Source organism: Xenorhabdus griffiniae, assembly GCF_015163655.1.
Lineage (GTDB): Bacteria > Pseudomonadota > Gammaproteobacteria > Enterobacterales > Enterobacteriaceae > Xenorhabdus > Xenorhabdus griffiniae.
In genome coordinates, this window is record NZ_JADEUF010000041.1 from 1 (window position 1) to 19,220 (window position 19,220).

General features: G+C 45.2%; 15 protein-coding genes and 1 pseudogene. 11 read left to right on the forward strand and 5 right to left on the reverse strand.

Features of this window, described 5'->3' with window-relative positions; translation table 11 throughout:
- A pseudogene (locus tag IQ211_RS08525) lies at nt 1-160 on the forward strand (IS4 family transposase); the annotation flags it as partial.
- Between the two features lie 13 nt (nt 161-173).
- Here IQ211_RS08525 and tnpA read toward each other — a convergent pair.
- Entirely contained in the window at nt 174-596 is a 423-nt protein-coding gene (tnpA, locus tag IQ211_RS08530) for an IS200/IS605 family transposase (protein WP_189759882.1), read from the reverse strand.
- A gap of 57 nt (nt 597-653) precedes the next feature.
- On the opposite strand from tnpA, the gene IQ211_RS08535 reads away from it, so the two are divergent.
- Both IQ211_RS08535 and IQ211_RS08540 read left to right on the forward strand, forming a co-directional pair.
- Entirely contained in the window at nt 654-1,817 is a 1,164-nt protein-coding gene (locus IQ211_RS08535; RefSeq protein ID WP_189759884.1) for an RNA-guided endonuclease InsQ/TnpB family protein, read from the forward strand.
- Nucleotides 1,818-1,964: 147 nt separating this feature from the next.
- Complete coding sequence (locus IQ211_RS08540) at nt 1,965-3,221, forward strand: valine--pyruvate transaminase (protein WP_189759881.1); 1,257 nt, start codon at nt 1,965-1,967, stop codon at nt 3,219-3,221.
- Between the two features lie 344 nt (nt 3,222-3,565).
- Here IQ211_RS08540 and IQ211_RS08545 read toward each other — a convergent pair whose 3' ends face one another.
- Nucleotides 3,566-5,227 carry a putative transporter gene (locus IQ211_RS08545; protein WP_189759880.1) on the reverse strand — a complete coding sequence of 554 codons (1,662 nt, stop codon included), beginning with the start codon at nt 5,225-5,227 and terminating at the stop codon, nt 3,566-3,568.
- Between the two features lie 474 nt (nt 5,228-5,701).
- Between IQ211_RS08545 and IQ211_RS08550 the strand changes: the two genes are divergently transcribed.
- Complete coding sequence (locus IQ211_RS08550) at nt 5,702-6,049, forward strand: YceK/YidQ family lipoprotein (protein ID WP_189759883.1); 348 nt, start codon at nt 5,702-5,704, stop codon at nt 6,047-6,049.
- 74 nt (nt 6,050-6,123) lie between these two features.
- Here IQ211_RS08550 and IQ211_RS08555 read toward each other — a convergent pair whose 3' ends face one another.
- A complete protein-coding gene (locus IQ211_RS08555) occupies nt 6,124-7,413 on the reverse strand; it encodes a YidR family protein (RefSeq protein WP_189759879.1) in 1,290 nt (429 codons plus the stop codon).
- A gap of 135 nt (nt 7,414-7,548) precedes the next feature.
- On the opposite strand from IQ211_RS08555, the gene IQ211_RS08560 reads away from it, so the two are divergent.
- Nucleotides 7,549-8,166, forward strand: coding sequence for a trimeric intracellular cation channel family protein (locus tag IQ211_RS08560; protein WP_189759878.1), 618 nt, complete (start codon nt 7,549-7,551; stop codon nt 8,164-8,166).
- 37 nt (nt 8,167-8,203) lie between these two features.
- On the opposite strand, the gene ligB is transcribed toward IQ211_RS08560, so the two are convergent.
- Complete coding sequence (gene ligB, locus IQ211_RS08565) at nt 8,204-9,976, reverse strand: NAD-dependent DNA ligase LigB (protein ID WP_189759877.1); 1,773 nt, start codon at nt 9,974-9,976, stop codon at nt 8,204-8,206.
- 334 nt (nt 9,977-10,310) lie between these two features.
- Between ligB and gmk the strand changes: the two genes are divergently transcribed.
- Genes gmk through recG form a run of 5 tightly spaced genes read left to right on the forward strand, consistent with a single transcriptional unit; the run spans nt 10,311 to nt 16,214 of the window.
- On the forward strand, nt 10,311-10,934 hold the full coding sequence (gmk, locus tag IQ211_RS08570; protein ID WP_189759876.1) for a guanylate kinase: 624 nt from the start codon (nt 10,311-10,313) through the stop codon (nt 10,932-10,934).
- A gap of 54 nt (nt 10,935-10,988) precedes the next feature.
- Nucleotides 10,989-11,264: a DNA-directed RNA polymerase subunit omega gene (gene rpoZ / locus IQ211_RS08575; RefSeq protein ID WP_099112923.1), complete on the forward strand. Its 276-nt coding sequence runs from the start codon at nt 10,989-10,991 to the stop codon at nt 11,262-11,264.
- 18 nt (nt 11,265-11,282) lie between these two features.
- Nucleotides 11,283-13,397, forward strand: a complete 2,115-nt coding sequence (spoT, locus tag IQ211_RS08580) for a bifunctional GTP diphosphokinase/guanosine-3',5'-bis pyrophosphate 3'-pyrophosphohydrolase (protein ID WP_189759875.1) — start codon at nt 11,283-11,285, stop codon at nt 13,395-13,397.
- A gap of 5 nt (nt 13,398-13,402) precedes the next feature.
- A complete protein-coding gene (gene trmH / locus IQ211_RS08585; protein ID WP_189759874.1) occupies nt 13,403-14,110 on the forward strand; it encodes a tRNA (guanosine(18)-2'-O)-methyltransferase TrmH in 708 nt (235 codons plus the stop codon).
- 22 nt (nt 14,111-14,132) lie between these two features.
- Nucleotides 14,133-16,214: an ATP-dependent DNA helicase RecG gene (gene recG / locus IQ211_RS08590; protein WP_189759873.1), complete on the forward strand. Its 2,082-nt coding sequence runs from the start codon at nt 14,133-14,135 to the stop codon at nt 16,212-16,214.
- A 64-nt stretch (nt 16,215-16,278) separates the two neighbouring features.
- Here the strand turns inward: recG and gltS are convergent, their stop codons facing one another.
- Nucleotides 16,279-17,493, reverse strand: coding sequence for a sodium/glutamate symporter (gltS, locus tag IQ211_RS08595; RefSeq protein WP_189759872.1), 1,215 nt, complete (start codon nt 17,491-17,493; stop codon nt 16,279-16,281).
- 241 nt (nt 17,494-17,734) lie between these two features.
- On the opposite strand from gltS, the gene IQ211_RS08600 reads away from it, so the two are divergent.
- On the forward strand, nt 17,735-19,120 hold the full coding sequence (locus tag IQ211_RS08600; RefSeq protein ID WP_189759871.1) for a nucleobase:cation symporter-2 family protein: 1,386 nt from the start codon (nt 17,735-17,737) through the stop codon (nt 19,118-19,120).
- The last annotated feature ends 100 nt before the right edge of the window (nt 19,121-19,220 follow it).

Genomic DNA, 19,220 nt, shown 5'->3' on the forward strand with positions numbered 1-19,220 from the left:
CCTCTACTGGGCCTATATTAACCTCGGCAAGCTTGCAGGTTGGTACGATTCAAAACGTAATGGTCGAGTAGGATGGGAAAGATTATGGGAAGGATGGTTCATATTACAAACTATCCTGGAAGGTTACCTGCTTGTACAGTCTCTTGAGCTAGAGATGTGATCAAGAGACAGAGCTAGTCCGGGGTTTGTTGCGCTCTGACGTAGTTTTTCAATGTCTCTATCGTGACTCCCCCCGTACTACATGCAAAATAAGAGCGCGACCATAACGCACCAGACTTGGACTGACGTGGTAATTGAGCATTCAATCGACGAACATAACGACTACTGATCGATTTCAAATTATTCACTAGCACACTGACGGCAAGTTTTGGCGGGTAAGCGACGAGTACGTGAACGTGATCTGCCTCGCCATCCATTTCTAAGATATCAATTTCAAGCCGTTCAGCAGCCGATAAAAACGCATCCTGTATCTGACTAATCATCGTGCTATTCAGTAATTTTCGACGATATTTCGTGACAAATATAAGATGAACGACGAGTTTGCTGATGGAATGACGACGGTGTAAATAATCTGTAAAATTCTCACGTACACTCATTGAAATAAAACCACGCTGTGCATTAGTCTATGGTCATAGTCATAGAGAGCGGTCATGATGTACAGCGCAACGAAAGTCCGGCTTTATCCCACAGAAGAACAACGTCAGGCACTGGAAAAACAGTTCGGTGCCGTCAGGTTCGTCTACAATAAAGCCTTGCATCTTCGTTCGCACGTGTACAAATATCACGGCGTTTCGCTCAATAATCGCAAAGATATTCAGCCCTTATTGCCTGTCGCTAAAAAATCCCGGCGTTATGCGTGGATAGCGAATGCAGACAGTCATGCCTTACAGGTTTCCTTGCAAAATCTGGACAGAGCCTTTGTGAATTTTTTTCAGAAACGTGCCCGTTATCCCCGATTCAAAAGTAAACATGGCAAACAGTCCAGCTACCATTGCAGCAGTCTGAAAGTGACCGCGGAGAGTATAAAAATTCCGAAAATTTCTGCGATAAAAGCCAAAATCCATCGGGAAATATCAGGCGCGATAAAAAATATTACTATCATCCGCTCGGCTACGGGCAAATATTATGCGTCAATCCTGAGTGAAAAGCCGGAGACTGCGCCGGAAAAGCCGACAAAGATAGCAACTGTCACGGGACTGGATATGGGGTTATCCCACTTTGCTATTCAATCAGATGGTCACAAAGTCGCGAACCCGCGTCCCCTGCTCCGCAACAGCCGCAATCTGCGGCGAAAACAAAAAGCCCTTTCACGGAAACAGAAAGGGAGCGCGAACCGGGCAAAAGCCCGCTTGCAGGTAGCGAAGTGCCATGAGCATGTGGCTAATACCCGCGCCGATTTTCAGCATAAACTCTCCCGTACACTGGTTGACGAAAACCAAGCAATCATTGTCGAGACACTGAAAATCAAAAATATGATGAAGAATCACCAACTCGCCCGTGCTATCGGCGATGCAAGCTGGCACAGTTTTATCAACAAGTTGGCTTACAAAGCTGAGCAAAAGGGGGTTCATCTGGTCAGACTGGAGCAGGGATTCGCCAGCAGTAAACTCTGCCATTGTTGTGGCTACAGGATGCCGGACATGCCGCTGCGTCAGCGTTTATGGTCATGCCCGGAATGTGGTACGGCTCATGACAGGGATATCAATGCAGCCCTCAATATCCGACATAAAGGGATACTGGCATTACAGGCGGCGGGACACGTCGTTTCTGCCCACGGAGGCTTGCGTAAATCCGTTGTACCAACGGTTGCAGCCTGAGAAGTGGGAAGCCTTGCCGTTTACGGCGGGGAGCAGTCACATTAATGTATAAAAATAAGCAGAAATACCACTTTTGCCCCATTGCACCCTCGTAATGAGCAGGGTATGGTGTTTTCTTCTCATACAAAAACAGACGCAAACGCCAATATGAAATTTTCGCAATTCGGTAACAAATTTACACAAGATTCGGGAATTACCCGTCTGATGAATGATCTCAACCAAGGTCTGAGAACGCCTGGTGCAATTATGTTAGGCGGTGGCAATCCTGCACATATCCCAGAAATGGATGCCTATTTCCAGCAGATATTGACTGACATGGCGTTAGACGGTCAATTAAGCGAAACCCTATGCAACTATGACGGGCCACAAGGGAAAAACACCTTGATAGCAGCGCTGGCCCAAGAATTGAGAGAAAAGCTCGGTTGGGACATCCACCCACAAAATATTGCCCTGACTAATGGCAGCCAAAGTGCCTTTTTCTATCTGTTTAATTTACTGGCAGGTCGCGCTGACGATGGCTCAATGAAACGTGTTTTGTTTCCTCTTGCTCCAGAATATATTGGCTATTCAGATTCAGGTTTGGATGAAGGATTATTTGTCGCTAATAAGCCGAATATTGAATTACTGCCCAACGGCCAATTCAAATACCACGTCGATTTCGATCACCTGAATATTACCGAAGACATTAACCTGATTTGCGTCTCTCGTCCTACCAACCCAACAGGCAACGTAATCACTGATGAAGAATTACTGCGCCTGGATAGCCTGGCTCAACAGCACCAAATCCCCTTATTGATCGACAATGCCTACGGTGTGCCATTCCCTGGTATTATTTTCAGCGACGCTACCCCGCTGTGGAATCACAATATCATTCTGTGCATGAGTCTGTCCAAACTGGGCCTGCCAGGCTCCCGCTGCGGTATCATCATCGCTAATGAAAAAATTATCAGTGCTATCAGCAATATGAACGGCATTATTAGCCTGGCTCCTGGCGGTGTTGGGCCAGCTCTCGCCCTGGAAATGATTAAGCGTAACGACCTCTTGCGTCTGTCACAAAATGTTATTCAACCATTTTATAAGCAGCGGGTAGAAAACGTAATTAGCATCATTCGGCGCCATATATCGGAAGATCGCTGCCTTATCCATAAACCGGAAGGTGCCATATTTCTCTGGCTCTGGTTCAAGGACTTACCCATCACGACAGAAGAGCTTTATCAGCGGTTGAAGAAACGTAAGGTGCTAATGGTGCCGGGACACTTCTTCTTTCCGGGACTAGAACACGATTGGTCACATGCCCATCAATGTATGCGAATGAACTATGTTCCTGATATAGAGAAGATCGAAGAAGGTATTCGTATTCTGTCTGAAGAGATTGAGATAGCGCATCAAGAAGCAGAACGCTGATCTTGCATCGCAATCTGTCAATAAAAAAAAGCTCCCTCATTTTAGGGGGGAGGGAGCAAGATGATAACGAGGACTTTTACCTGCGAACAGGACAGTAGTTATTAGAATCCCAAAAGAATTCTTCACACACAATAGGAAAGGAAAACATTCCCTGTTTTTATACCTTCCCTGAACTGCGTATATTTAACCAGAAAAAACTTATTATAATGAATTGAATAAGCAGGGATTTTTTGCCTTAAATTACCTCTACTATCTCAAATTGAAGCCAAATTAAGACAATTGGGCAGCATTTTGTGATCTAAAGCACATTTAATGAATCAAACAATTATTCTTAATTAACCAAATCATAAGGCCCAGAAAATAACGGCCAAAATTTGGGGAGACATAATCCTTAAAAACATTGCCAACGGATAAACTGTCGCATATGACAACGCCGCAGCCCCGCTGGTACTATGCATTCCATTCGCAAAAGCCAGGGCGGGAGGATCTGTCATGGCACCTGCCAGCACCCCACATAAACTGAGATAATTCATTTTTATCACAACACGTGCCAGCAGGCTTACAACTAACAGGGGAACTATTGTTATCAATGCCCCATAACCAATCCACGCCAGCCCTTCGCCGTGTACCAGTGTATTAATAAAATTACCGCCAGATTTCAGCCCTACAACCGCCAGAAACATAACTATTCCCAGCTCGCGCAAGGCCAGATTCGCACTGGGAGGCATAAACCAATAAAGTTTACCGATCGTGCCAATCCGTCCCACAATTAACGCAATAACCAAAGGCCCTCCCGCCAATCCCAAGCGTAACGCAGCAGGAAAACCAGGAATAAACAGAGGAATCGAACCTAATAAAACCCCTAACCCTATTCCAATAAATACAGGCAACATCTGAACTTGCTGAAGTTTTTGCTGTGAGTTACCTAAAAGCCTTGTAACGGCTTCTACAGCTTCAGGACGACCGACAATATTCAGGATATCGCCGAACTGTAAGCTGGCATTATTACTGGCAACCAGTTCAATTCCAGCACGATTAAGGCGTGTGACAACAACATCATATTTCTGTTTTAAATTGAGCGCTCCAAGCCTCTGGCTCAATACTTCATCATTCGTTACCACAACCCTGACGGATTGAAAAATATCACTGGCAGTAGACAAAGAAACGTCAACCTCTTCCCCAATGACCAGCCTGACCTGATTCAACGCTTCCCGCTGCCCCACCAGATACAGTAGATCCCCACTTTGAATCACAGTAGTTGGCTGGGGCACCATCAACAAATCTTGCCGTTTTAGGCGGGAACATACCACTGCATCATTATTATTGAGCAGCGGAATGTCCTGCATCATTAATCCATTCAAATTTGGATTACATACAGCAATATTCATTGTCTGGAGCAGTTCTCTGCCCTGATTGTTCTGGTTATCGAACGAATTGGCCTCCTGTTCAATTCTCACTCTGAAAAAAAGGCGAACCAACCACATAACCAGCAAAATACCGCAAATTCCCATAGGATAAGCCATCGCATATCCCATACCCATTTGACTAACCAGTAAAGGAGCAGATCCTAAATCTGCCAGAATTTGCTGCCCTGCCCCTAAAGATGGCGTATTTGTCACTGCACCGGAAAAAATACCTAAAATAATGGGTAAAGGAACATCAAACAATTTGTGAATAATTGCAGCAACTAATCCACCAATAATAACAATCAGGACAGCAAAACCATTTAATTTAAGTCCAGAAACTCTCAGAGAAGAAAAAAAACCCGGACCAACTTGAATACCAATAGTATAAACAAAAAGAATTAAGCCAAATTCCTGAATAAAATGCAGCATATTATTACTGAGAGACAGAGAATACATCTGGGCAAAATGGCCAACTATAATCCCACCAAACAAAACCCCACCAATTCCAAGACCAATACCCCGTATTCGCCAGTTACCTATCCATAACCCCAATGTGGCAGACAGCGCCAGCAAGCTCATTGTTAATGCAATATCACTCATGACCCGCTTCCTTTACCCAAGGTTAATTATCCGAAAAATTAGTCATTTTCTCTTATTTTTCATAAACGATAGTTTACCACCAATTAAATATTGGCAGGAATTAACCGCAAGTTATGTGTTTTAAGCCACATATTGTATGCATTGAACTTAAAAAAGAAATTTAAACTCACATCACAAAAAATTATCAAATTTAGCGATAAATGCTATAGCAAACTGAATATTACCTGACTATAGTAAATAGTATTAAAAGGTAAACAGCATTAAAGGGTAAACAACTTTATACGCATTAAATTTCAAGTTGCAATTTACAACACTCTATGAAACCTGATTTCTTCACCCGCTTCGCGAGGAGAAATCACACGCATCTTGAAGTTAGATTGGTATAAAGTACCTGTCATGCTTTGGAAAAGTGGCGTTAATAGCGAATAAAGTATCTGGACATTGGCAAATTAACTCATTGAGATCATGGAAACGATGAAAAATTGTAAAGTGCTTCTATTACTATGTACCACATTAGGATGGTTACTACTTACTGGCTGTTCCAGTCTCATGACCCACAGCGGTCCCTATCAAGGTTATTACTCTGGAGCAAAAGCCAATATTGGCATGTTGCAAGATGACAAAACAGGATGGCTTATGAAGCCGTTGCTTGCGCTCGACCTGCCATTTTCTGCCTTCTTAGACACGCTTCTGCTTCCCTATGATTATGCTCGTTCCGATCAAGATAGCGCAGAGCAATCCCCCAAACATCGTATAGAGCAGCTCGATAAAAAGCCAATCGTCATACTGCCTACACCAGAAACTGTAGACCACGATACTTAAAAAACGATGAGCAATATTAGTGTAATGTCGGGCATCACCATTAATCGGCAATGCCCATTATGCTCCCTTGGTTTTCAGTTAATCCCTGTTTCCACCACAAATAGTTGTCGGTAACCGTCAATATCACGCATAAAAGCGACATAGCGATCATCCGGTGATATCACTATCGCATCAGCGGAAGGGGCATCATCAGTGCGCTCCGTTAAACGCTGGATTTTTCCAGTCTGACTATCACAGAGTACAACACTATTGTCACAAACACAGGCAATAAACCGCCCACGGCTATCCCAGCTAAATGCGGATTGTATACTGTTCTTGTTGTAAGTTATCTGCATTGGCTCACCACCATTTGGTGAGATATACCATAGCTGGACAATCCCTTTTTCATCTTTCATCAGGAAACAGATTCTACTGCCATCTGGTGATGTTCTTAGCCAATGACGTGGAACATTCACCACTCCCGGCCAGCGATTATCGTGCGTAAAAGTCAGGCGTTTCTGTTTTACTCCCGCTGGTGGCGCGGGTAATGCTGTTTCCGTACCTGTTAAAGGTTGGCTACCTGCAATGGCATATTCATCATTGTGCTCTGGCAGATCAACGAGATAAATTTCCGGTATTTTTTCGCCATTTGTGGCGTAGGTATCCCCAATAAAAGCCAGTGACCAACGCTGCCATTGACCATTATCTTTGCGATATCCTCGCTGTCCAATCCATCCTTCTTCATAAGCTCGATTGATGTCATCACTGCCGGGACGCGGGCGGGCCGTAGTCTCGCTAACCACAACCGAAAAATAGCTACCACCATATTCCCTCGGATGTTTTTTATCTGGTATTACAGCTTGTAAAGGAACGGCTACCGCCACATTACGTAGATCAAGCGCAGGATCTAACTCATGCATCACATGGTCATTGTAGGTAAAACTGAGACGACTACCATCGGGGCTGAAAACATGAACATGTGTTCCACCGCGCAAAGCGCCAGTGGTATAAGGTGGAGTAATATCCATGGCATCAATGTTAATTGCCACATTGGGCTGTACATCAGAAACCATGACACCACGGCGATGATGAAAATCATATTGCCACTGTGCATCTGGTTTTTCCGGTCCATGAATAAAGGCATAACGAACTGGCTCTTGCGGACTCACAGTCACCACGCCGACATGAGCGCCATCCTTTGCCTGATAGATAATTTCAGTCTGTCCATGATTAACATGAATTTTTTCTATCGTTAAACCGGTAAAAGAGGCGCCATCGGGACGAACATCGTACACCAACCATTGGCTGTCTGGCGTCCAAACATTTATATTAGTTATCTGATGGCTACGACTATCGAATGTAATCTGACGTTCCTTAAAAACCATTTTACTGCCTTCTTTTGCGAGGTTTCGGATAATAAAAACTAATTTTATTCAAATTCGGCTAAAAAATTTCAGTCGAGACGTTATTATTCCAACAGTACTCTTTACTTCTACGTTATATTTCATGTAATTAAACTTATGCTACTCAGTGTCCTTTATATCATTGGTATTACGGCTGAAGCCATGACAGGCGCCTTAGCCGCAGGTCGTCGAAAAATGGATGTATTCGGCGTTATCATTATTGCTTCCGTGACAGCCATTGGTGGTGGCACTGTCCGTGATATTATTTTGGGGCACTATCCCCTTGGCTGGGTAAAAAATCCAGAGTATATAGTGACCGTTGCCTGTGCTGCCGTGCTCACTATCTGGGTTGCTCCCATGATGAAACATCTACGCCGTCTGTTTCTTATTCTTGATGCCATTGGCTTAATCGTCTTCTCCATCATAGGTGCACAAATCGCGTTAGAAATGCACTACAGTCCGATTATTGCCGCCATTGCCGCCGTCATCACTGGCGTTTTTGGTGGCGTATTGCGCGATATGTTTTGTAATACCATCCCTTTGGTATTCCAAAAAGAGATTTATGCCGGTGTCTCTTTTGCCTCTGCCTGGCTCTATATTGCCTTACTGCATACGCCATTACCCCCGAACAGCGTTATCTTGATTACACTTGTTGCGGGACTCGCTGCACGATTAATTGCTATTCGTTATCGCCTTGGTTTACCCATCTTCAATTACGATGGCACAGACCACTGATACCGTAATGAATCTCTGGGGCGCCTTTTGCCCCTATTTACTTAATATCTCTTGTTTTCTCAATATCCCGTAAAGATAAAATATGAATTACCGCCTTAATCTCAGGATGCTGTAAAAAGGCCAAGATTTTTTCTCTTTGTTTTACTGTTAATGTGTGTTTCGCTTTTGTGTCAGAGAATATCGTTTCCCACTGCCATCCCAGTTTATCTGCTTGTTCATCTGTAAAGTGCCTGGCATAAGGCAGGCCAATGGCTTCGTACCATAATGAAAGTGGCTGTAACTTTGCCTGTTGAAATTGGGAGAAAATTAATTCCGCACGTTTAGTTCCAATATTGGTCACTGCCCCAAGCTGTTCCTTATCCAAATCCAGCCAAGTCGTTAAATTTACCACCAGCCCATGTTTTACCAACGCTGACCACGTTCCTTGTCCCACGCCTTTCATTTTCAATTTTACCCCAAGCCACGTCAGACGAGCGATAAGCTGTTGTTGGCAATAATGATCATCATTAGTTGCATTTTGATGTTCGAGTGTCAGGCAACTCAGGAAATGATAATCCTGCTCATTAGGTGGTTGAATATCAGGGCGTTCCGTCATACGCCACACCACTTTATCGAGTTTAGGTATACCATGTCCCGCCAGCGTCACCGTAATTTTATCGCCAGGATAGACATTCCACTGCTTCCAACGTTTGATCGAACCGATGTTAACTCGACTGACCTGTCGATCATCCACCTTTACTTTTTCCAGTTCTAATCCAACGGATATTCTCCCTGTCCGGCCTATTGTGAAATTAACACCTTTTACAGTTGTCATTTGCTGCCGCAATGGATATTTCCATGCAATCGCCCAACTGTTTGATCCAGAACGCCATTGTCGGCCTGTCGGTTCAAGCTCTTGGCGTAATACAATCCCATCTGTAGCAAAAGGGAGGGGCTGGACAAAATAATTTTTCCATCTTTTTTCGGCATCTTCTGCTGTGGCAATGGGGTGATTATATTGCTGTGTGATGGGGAACCCCATTACTGCCAATTTTTCCAGTTTCACCGCCATTTCATTTGGTCCATCCGGCCAGCCCCAAATAAAAATACCAACGTGTTTCAGTTCTGGCGCTGGAGTTTTACGTATCATTAAACCTGCAACTTTACTGCGCGCCCCCTGACTTCCCGCAACAAACTGACGATGCTGTTCCTGCTGCCAGAAAAGCTCACCTTGTAATACCAAATGTTCAGGGGCATTTTTAATCCGTTTAGGAATACTGGGAATAAATGCGCTTTTATCCATCCAGTCTATTCCTTCAATACCATTACCGCGGCTAATTAGCCGCACTAATTGACCTTTTTCATACACCAAAGTAACTGCAACACCATCAATTTTAGGTTGCAACCACACCCCTGTGCGCCCCTGTAACCACTGGTTAATTTCCTGTATTCCTTTCAACTTATGCAAGCCTGTATGCTGCACAGGATGAAACTGTTTCCCTGAACGTTTAGGTGAGGGCCCAGGAATTAGGGACGTGTCGGCAACCGGGCTAACAGAGAGTAAGACGCTGTCTGACCCATGATTTAAACAACTTTGCCAAATTCTCAAGGTATCCAATAATTGATCGTAAATTTCATCATCTATTTCACTCATTCCCTTCTGACGATATAGATGATCCCACTTAACCACCTGCTGTGACAGGCGCCTAGTTTCACGCTGAAATTTTTCTTGTGGCCAGTCAGGACACTGAACCTTGTTGGCAAACGCCATTGGCATACCAGCTAGCAATATCCATACTGTTATTAAAAAACTAATGAGAAAATTAAGCATCCCTGCTCCTTGGTTTCCTTAAAACGGCTTCCTAAAAAATTGATGCCAAGACACGGGCAGAGAATAAAAAGCAGGAAAATTTTTACCAAGTGGCAAAAAGGAAGTTTGCGAGACGTTTCGAAAAATAAATGTGCAATTTCTGCAACCGACTATTTTTGCTGAAAATGTCTCGCAAAAAATCTCATTAATGCCAGTTTGTTAAGAAAATATTTTGGTGAAATACCTGTTGGCATGTATTGTAGCGCTGCATGGATTAACGTATCCGTGTATACTATGTGGGATCTTATATTCCTGCGCTTGCATTTATTTATACCCAATCAGTCAAGAAATCATCATGAACCAAGGAACGTTATATATTGTTTCTGCGCCGAGTGGAGCAGGAAAATCAAGCCTTATTCAGGCTTTATTAAAAACCCAGCCCTTGTATGACACTCAGGTTTCTGTTTCGCATACAACGCGGCAAGCTCGCCCAGGCGAAAATCATGGTGAACACTATTTTTTCGTCACAGTGGATGAATTTCAAGATATGATCAACCATGATGAATTTTTGGAATATGCCTGTGTTTTTGGTAACTATTACGGCACATCCCGAAAAGTCATCGAAGATACACTCGCCAGTGGCGTTGATGTTTTTCTTGATATTGACTGGCAAGGTGCACAGCAAATCCGCCAGAAAATGCCAATAGCTCGCAGCATTTTCATTCTTCCACCTTCTAAGGAAGAGTTGCTCCGCCGCCTGCGTGGGCGCGGTCAAGACAGCGAAGAAATCATTGCCAAACGCATGGCTCAGGCTGTCGCGGAAATGGAACATTACAACGAATATGATTACGTCATCATCAATGACGATTTCAATACGGCACTGGCCGATTTACAATCGATTATTCGTTCAGAGCGTCTGCGATTAGATCGTCAGACCCAGCGGCATGATGCCTTAATCAGCAAATTATTGGCAGACTGAACCAAGTTTCAGTATTATGCCCAGTCATTTATTTATCTGTGGAGTAGCACTCATATGGCACGCGTAACTGTTCAAGACGCAGTAGAAAAAATTGGTAACCGTTTTGACCTGGTGTTGGTCGCTGCTCGCCGAGCACGCCAATTGCAAGCAGGTGGCAAAGATCCCCTCGTTCCAGAAGAAAACGATAAGATGACTGTTATTGCCCTGCGTGAAATCGAACAAGGTCTCATCAACAACAAAATTCTTGATGTTCGTGAGCGCCAGGAACAGCAAGAACAAGAAGCCGCAGAAATCAAAGCCGTTTCTGCCATCGCTGAAGGTCGTCGTTAATTTTACGGTAGGTCTGCCTTGTACCTGTTTGAAAGCCTGAATCAGCTGGTTCTGAAATATTTGCCTGAAGATCAAATTGATCTGCTTAAACAGGCCTATGTAGTTGCGCGGGATGCCCACGAAGGGCAAACCCGCTCCAGCGGTGAGCCATACATCACTCACCCCGTTGCCGTTTCTTGTATTCTGGCTGAAATGCGCCTTGACCATGAAACACTGATGGCGGCACTTTTGCACGATGTCATTGAAGATACTCCTGCAACATTTCAGGATATAGAACAGTTATTTGGTACGGCCGTTGCCGGATTGGTGGAAGGTGTATCCAAGCTGGATAAACTGAACTTCCGCGACAAAAAGGAAGCACAGGCTGAAAACTTCCGCAAAATGATCATGGCGATGGTACAGGATATCCGCGTCATTTTGATCAAACTAGCAGACCGTACGCACAATATGCGAACCCTTGGCTCTCTGCGCCCCGATAAACGGCGGCGCATTGCCAGGGAAACACTGGAAATTTATAGTCCACTGGCTCATCGTCTGGGTATTCATCACCTAAAAACCGAGCTGGAAGAACTTGGGTTTGAGGCCCTGTATCCAAACCGTTATCGCGTAATTAAAGAAGTTGTGAAAGCCGCTCGCGGTAATCGCAAAGAGATGATCCAGAAAATTCTGTCGGAAATTGAAGGCAGATTAACGGATGCCGGTATCAAATGCACAGTCAGTGGCCGCGAAAAACATCTCTACTCTATCTATCGTAAGATGCGCCTGAAAGAGCAGCGTTTCCATTCCATCATGGATATTTACGCCTTTCGTGTCATCGTCAATAATCTTGATACCTGCTACCGCGTATTGGGGCAAATGCACAGTTTGTATAAGCCACGCCCGGGCCGAGTGAAAGATTATATTGCCATTCCCAAAGCCAACGGTTACCAATCCCTCCATACCTCCCTGATAGGGCCGCATGGAGTACCCGTCGAAGTTCAGATCCGTACCGAAGATATGGATCAAATGGCAGAAATGGGGGTTGCCGCGCATTGGGCCTATAAAGAGCAAGGGGAATCCGGTACGACTGCGCAGGTTCGTGCTCAGCGCTGGATGCAAAGCTTGCTGGAACTCCAGCAAAGTGCCGGCAGCTCTTTTGAATTTATTGAAAGCGTTAAATCTGATTTATTTCCTGATGAGATTTACGTTTTTACCCCCAAAGGACGAATTGTTGAGTTACCGGCTGGCGCGACCCCTGTCGATTTTGCCTATGCCGTCCATACCGATATCGGCCATGCCTGTGTTGGTGCACGTGTTGATCGTCTGCCTTATCCTCTTTCACAAACGCTTAGTAGTGGGCAAACAGTCGAAATTATTACGGCACCAGGGGCGCGTCCTAATGCTGCATGGCTAAACTTTGTCGTTAGCTCCAAAGCGCGCGCCAAAATTCGCCAGTTACTGAAAAACCTAAGACGGGATGATTCCATTAGTTTGGGGCGCCGTTTACTCAATCATGCACTCGGTAATGGCACGAAAATTGTCGATATTCCACAAGAAAATATCAACAAAGAGCTGGCAAGAATGAAGCTCTCTGCTTTGGATGATTTATTGGCGGAAATCGGATTGGGTAATGCCATGAGCGTGGTTGTCGCCCGCAACTTATTATTGGGCTCAGCGGAGAAAGTATCGAACAACAATAGCAATCCTTCCCGTAAGCTGCCTATCAAGGGCGCTGATGGTATTTTGATTACCTTTGCTAAATGTTGTCGCCCAATTCCAGGCGACCCGATTATTGCCCATATCAGCCCCGGAAAAGGTTTGGTAATCCACCACGAGTCTTGTCGCAATATCCGTGGATATCAGAAAGAACCGGAAAAATTCATGCCCGTTGAGTGGGATAAAGATATCAATAGCGATTTTATTGCCGAAATTAAAGTCGATATGTTTAACCATCAAGGGGCATTAGCAAATCTGACTGCTGCCATTAACGATGTAAACTCCAATATTCAAAGCATGAATACAGAGGAAAAAGATGGCCGTGTCTATTGTGCTTTCATCAGGCTGACGACCAAAGACCGTATCCAGCTGGCGAATATCATGCGTAAGATACGTATCATGCCAGACGTAATGCGAGTCAGCCGTAACCGAAACTAGAGGTTATGAATCCTAAACGTTACGCGCGCATTTGCCAGATGATGGCAATGCGTCAACCTGACCTGACACTCTGTTTAGAAGAAGTTCACAAACCCCATAACGTATCCGCCGTTATTCGTACAGCGGATGCTGTGGGTATTCACCAAATCCATGCCATCTGGCCTACTGAGCAATTAAGAACCCAGCTCTCTTCGGCAGCGGGCAGCAATAGTTGGGTTCAGGTGAAAACACATTCCACAATTGAACAGGCGATTCACCAATTTAAATCTGATGGAATGCAAGTGCTGGCAACTCATCTTTCTGATAAAGCCGTCGATTTCCGTCAAATTGATTACACTAAACCTACCTGCATCATTATGGGGCAGGAGAAAAAAGGTATTTCGAAACAAGCCATCGCCCTGGCAGACCACGATATCATTATTCCGATGGCAGGTATGGTGCAGTCACTGAATGTCTCTGTCGCATCTGCCTTGATTCTGTATGAAGCGCAACGGCAGCGCCAATTGGCAGGCATGTACCAACGGGAAAAAAACATTCTGCCAGAAGAAGAGCAGCAAAGGTTACTGTTCGAAGGAGGATATCCCGTGTTGGCTGCCGTTTCTCACCGTAAGGGCCTGGAACAACCTTTAATAGATAAGCAAGGTCAAATCATAGCAAGTGAATCATGGTGGTCAGCTATGCAAAAAACAACTGCACCATCAGTAAGGAAATAAATCACACTGACGGAGGAATCGTATGAAAGGCCAGCTACTTGATGCTATCCCCTTAACCACGTTACGTGGCGTTGGAGCCAATCAGGTCACTAAACTCACTAAGTTAGGGTTGGTCAATCTACAGGATTTGCTTTTGCATTTGCCTCTCCGCTATGAGGATCAAACCCGCCTGTATACCATTAATGAGTTACTGTCCGGCATTCATGCTACGGTAACAGGTGAAATATTACGCACCAATGTAGCTTTTGGGCGTCGGCGCATCATGACCTGCCAAATCAGTGATAGCACGGGCATATTAACCCTGCGTTTCTTCAATTTTACTGCTGCCATGAAAAATAATTTGGCCGCAGGAAAGCACGTTGTTGCTTATGGCGAGATCCGTCGCGGGAATCAAGGGCCAGAGATTATCCATCCTGAGTATAAAATCCAACAACATGCCAACCGCATCCAACTGCAAGAGACGTTAACCCCCATCTATCCCACGACCGAGGGAGTGCGCCAGACAACGCTGCGCAAGTTAATCGATCAGGCATTGGAAATATTGGCTACCTGTGCCATTAATGAATTGCTGCCGGAAGAATTCAGCCGGAAGCTCATCAGTCTACCCGACGCACTGCGTACATTGCACCATCCCCCACCGAATACTTCTCTGGCCGATTTAGAAAATGGCCGACATCCAGCCCAACGAAGGTTGATTCTGGAAGAGTTGCTGGCGCATCATTTAAGTATGCTGGCGGTCAGGGCTGGAACCCAGCGTTTTCATGCATCCCCCCTAACGGCAGATGATTCTCTGAAACAGAAGCTTCTTAGCCAGCTACCATTCTCACCCACCGGCGCACAAGCCCGTGTCGTGGCAGAAATAGAACATGATTTGGCAAAAAATGTTCCCATGATGCGTCTGATACAGGGGGATGTCGGTTCAGGGAAAACATTAGTGGCAGCGCTGGCAGCTGTCCGTGCCATTGTTCACGGCAAGCAAGTAGCACTGATGGCACCAACTGAGCTTTTGGCAGAGCAACATGCCAATACCTTCCGTCAATGGCTTGAACCGCTCGATATTCAGGTTGGTTGGTTGTCTGGCAAACAAAAAGGTAAGGCGCGTCAGGCACAGCAAGAGGCGATAGCAAACGGTCAAGTGAGTATGATTGTCGGTACTCATGCCATGTTTCAGGATCAGGTAAAATTTGCCGGATTGGCACTGGTTATCATTGATGAGCAACATCGATTCGGTGTTCATCAACGTCTGGCATTATGGGAAAAAGGGCGCGAACAAGGCTTCTACCCCCATCAATTGATCATGACAGCAACCCCGATTCCACGCACATTGGCAATGACCGCCTACGCCGATCTAGATACGTCTATCATTGATGAATTGCCACCAGGCCGAACGCCAGTCACCACTGTTGCTATCCCAGATACTCGCCGGAACGACATTATCCAACGAATCAAAAGCGCCTGTCTGGATGAAGGCCGTCAGGCTTACTGGGTATGTACTTTGATCGAAGATTCTGAGGTACTGGAAGCGCAAGCAGCACAGGCAACCAGTGAAGAATTGACACTGGCATTACCTGAATTGAAAATTGGCTTAGTGCATGGGCGGATGAAACCAGCCGAAAAACAAACCGTCATGGAGGCATTCAAGCAAGGTGAAATACAATTGTTGGTTGCTACTACGGTCATTGAAGTCGGGGTGGATGTACCCAATGCCAGCCTGATGATCATCGATAATCCCGAACGACTAGGGTTGGCGCAGTTGCACCAGCTTCGAGGACGTGTCGGACGTGGCGCCATTGCTTCTCACTGTGTCCTGCTCTATAAAACCCCACTGACCAATACAGCCAAAATTCGCCTGCAAGTTTTACGGGACAGTAATGATGGTTTTGTGATTGCCCAGAAAGATTTAGAGATCCGCGGGCCAGGTGAACTGCTGGGTACACGCCAAACAGGTAATGCAGAATTCAGGATCGCGGATTTATTGCGGGACCAAAGTATGCTGCCCGAAGTTCAGCGTATTGCCCGCTATATCCACCAGAACTATCCTGAACACGCCAAAGCGCTGATTGAACGCTGGTTACCGGATAGTTCCCAATATAGCCGCGCTTAGGTGCCAGCCGCTGAATATTTCAGCGGCATATTCGTCAAGAGATCCAAGACAAAAGGGTATTAGTTTAACCTGCTATAGCTGGGAACAGCGGTAATAGCAGATACAATTTGATGACGGCAGCATTAACGATATCAATAAAGAATGCTCCCACCATAGGTACGAGTAAGAATGCTACATGCGATGGCCCAAAACGGTCAGTGATCGCTTGCATATTCGCGATGGCTGTTGGTGTCGCCCCTAAGCCAAAACCACAGTGGCCGGCTGACAATACTGCCGCATCGAAATTTTTGCCCATGATCCGGTAAGTAACGAAAATGGCATACAACGCCATAACCAAAGTCTGTACGGCAAGAATGACCAACATTGGCAGCGCAAGGGAAGCCAGTTGCCACAGTTTCAGGCTCATCAAAGCCATCGCCAGGAACAACGATAAGCTGACGTTACCCAAGACCGACACCGCTCGGTCAAATACCCGATAAAAACCAAGCAGAGAGAGGCCGTTACTAAGAATGACACCAACAAACAGAACACACACGAATGTCGGCAATTCAAAGGCTGTGCCTTGTAACAGTTTCTCAATAAACTTACCTGCCAATAAGCAAATGGAAACCATAGCAATAGTTTCCACCATCACTAATGGTGTAATAAGCCGGCCAGTATAAGGTTTCTCAAATGCCGTCGGCAGCTCGGTATCCTCAGCCTCCAACCCTGGTGTTTTGGTATTTTTCACCAACATACGGGCAACCGGACCACCAATCAAGCCACCTAAAACCAAGCCGAATGTTGCACATGCCATTGCCACTTCCGTAGCATTTTCAAAACCATAGCGCTCAGTGAATACCTTACTCCAGGCACCACCTGTTCCATGCCCACCAGATAGTGTAATGGAGCCTGCCAGCAATCCCATTAACGGATCAAGGCCAAGCATTTTCGCCAAGGCGATGCCAACCGTGTTTTGTACAAATAACAGTCCAACAACCACGCAGACAAAAATGACCAAAGATTTTCCGCCTGCTTTCAGGCTGGCAAGGTTAGCGTTCAAACCGATTGTGGCAAAGAACATCAACATGAGAGGCTCTTGGAGAGATAAATCAAAACTGACTTCCCAACCTATAGATTGTTTAACTGCCAACAGAACTAACGCAACCAATAAGCCACCTGCGACTGGCTCAGGGATCGTATATTTCTCAAGGAATGGGACTGATTGTACGAGTTTTCTTCCTAGTAGCAAAACCAGCGTGGCAGCAACGAGCGTGCCATAAATATCCAGATGATACATTGATGTACCTCATCCATTGTTAATATTATGTGAATTTAATGTGACGTTATAATCATCCTGTAAAAACGCCAAGAGCAGGTAAGGGTTGGATTAAAAATAAAATTACTCATAAACACAAGTTAAAACATTTAAAAATGTGACGGGATTAAGTTGTAATTCATGATGAAAACTTAACGCAAACGATTGCTTTAGTGATGAGAATCATTAAAATGCGCTTTTTGTCTATCTGGAATTTCACAACATGGTCAATTTACCCCGTGAATCCAATTCATCAGAAGTTCCCAATAAATCAAACAACGAACTGATCTATCGTCTGGAAGATAAGCCACCGCTTCCACATGCCTTATTTGCTGCATGCCAACATTTACTGGCCATGTTTGTGGCTGTTATTACGCCTGCGATGTTGATTTGTCAGGCTCTGGGGCTTCCAGAGCAAGATACCCAACGCATTATTAGTATGTCCCTGTTTGCCTCTGGCTTGGCATCACTTATTCAAATTCGCTCCTGGGGGCCAATCGGTTCTGGCTTGCTTTCAATTCAGGGCACCAGTTTTAATTTCGTTGCCCCACTGATTATGGGTGGCCTGGCGTTGAAAAATGGTGGTGCGGATATTCCAACTATGATGGCAGCCTTGTTCGGTACACTGATGCTCGCCTCAATGACGGAAGTGCTGCTCTCACGCGTGTTACATTTGGCAAGACGGATCATCACACCTCTGGTATCCGGTATCGTGGTAATGATTATTGGCTTATCGTTAATTCAAGTGGGATTAACTTCTATTGGTGGTGGTTATTCTGCGATTCAAAACGGCACATTTGGTGCACCGGAAAACCTGTTGCTCGCTGGAACTGTTCTTGCCGTTATTGTATTGCTGAATCGCCAAAATAACCCTTACTTGCGTGTCGCATCTCTGGTCATCGCCATGACAGTGGGTTATCTGCTGGCCTGGTACATGGATATGTTACCCGTTTCAACATCAAAAGAAGATGCACCAATCATCACCGTTCCTTCTCCACTCTATTATGGCTTGTCTTTTGACTGGAATCTGTTGATCCCACTGATGCTGATTTTTATGGTGACATCACTGGAAACAATTGGTGATATCACAGCAACCTCTGATGTCTCCGAACAGCCTGTCAGCGGCCCACTCTACATGAAACGTATCAAGGGGGGTGTACTGGCAAATGGCTTCAATTCTATGGTGTCAGCCGTGTTCAATACGTTTCCAAATTCCTGCTTTGGTCAGAACAATGGCGTGATCCAGCTAACAGGTGTTGCCAGTCGCCATGTTGGTTACATGATTGCTGCAATGCTGATCCTATTGGGGCTGTTTCCTGCTGTGGCTGGTTTTGTACAACATATTCCTGAGCCTGTTCTGGGCGGAGCAACGATTGTGATGTTTGGCACTATCGCTGCATCTGGTGTCAGAATAGTTTCCCGTGAACCTCTGAATCGCCGTGCTATTATGATCATCGCACTGTCTCTGGCAGTGGGATTAGGCGTTTCTCAACAACCGCTAATTTTACAGTTTGCCCCTGATTGGGTGAAAAACTTATTCTCTTCAGGCATTGCCGCAGGTGGGTTAACCGCCATTCTGCTTAACCTTATTTTTCCCCAAGAAAAATAGTTAGCCGTTTTCTGTTGATACTTTTCTCCCGCCTTACCCGCGGGAGTTTTCTTTTTTGCCTAAATCCTCTATTGAGTGCTGCTCTATTTTACGGCATAAA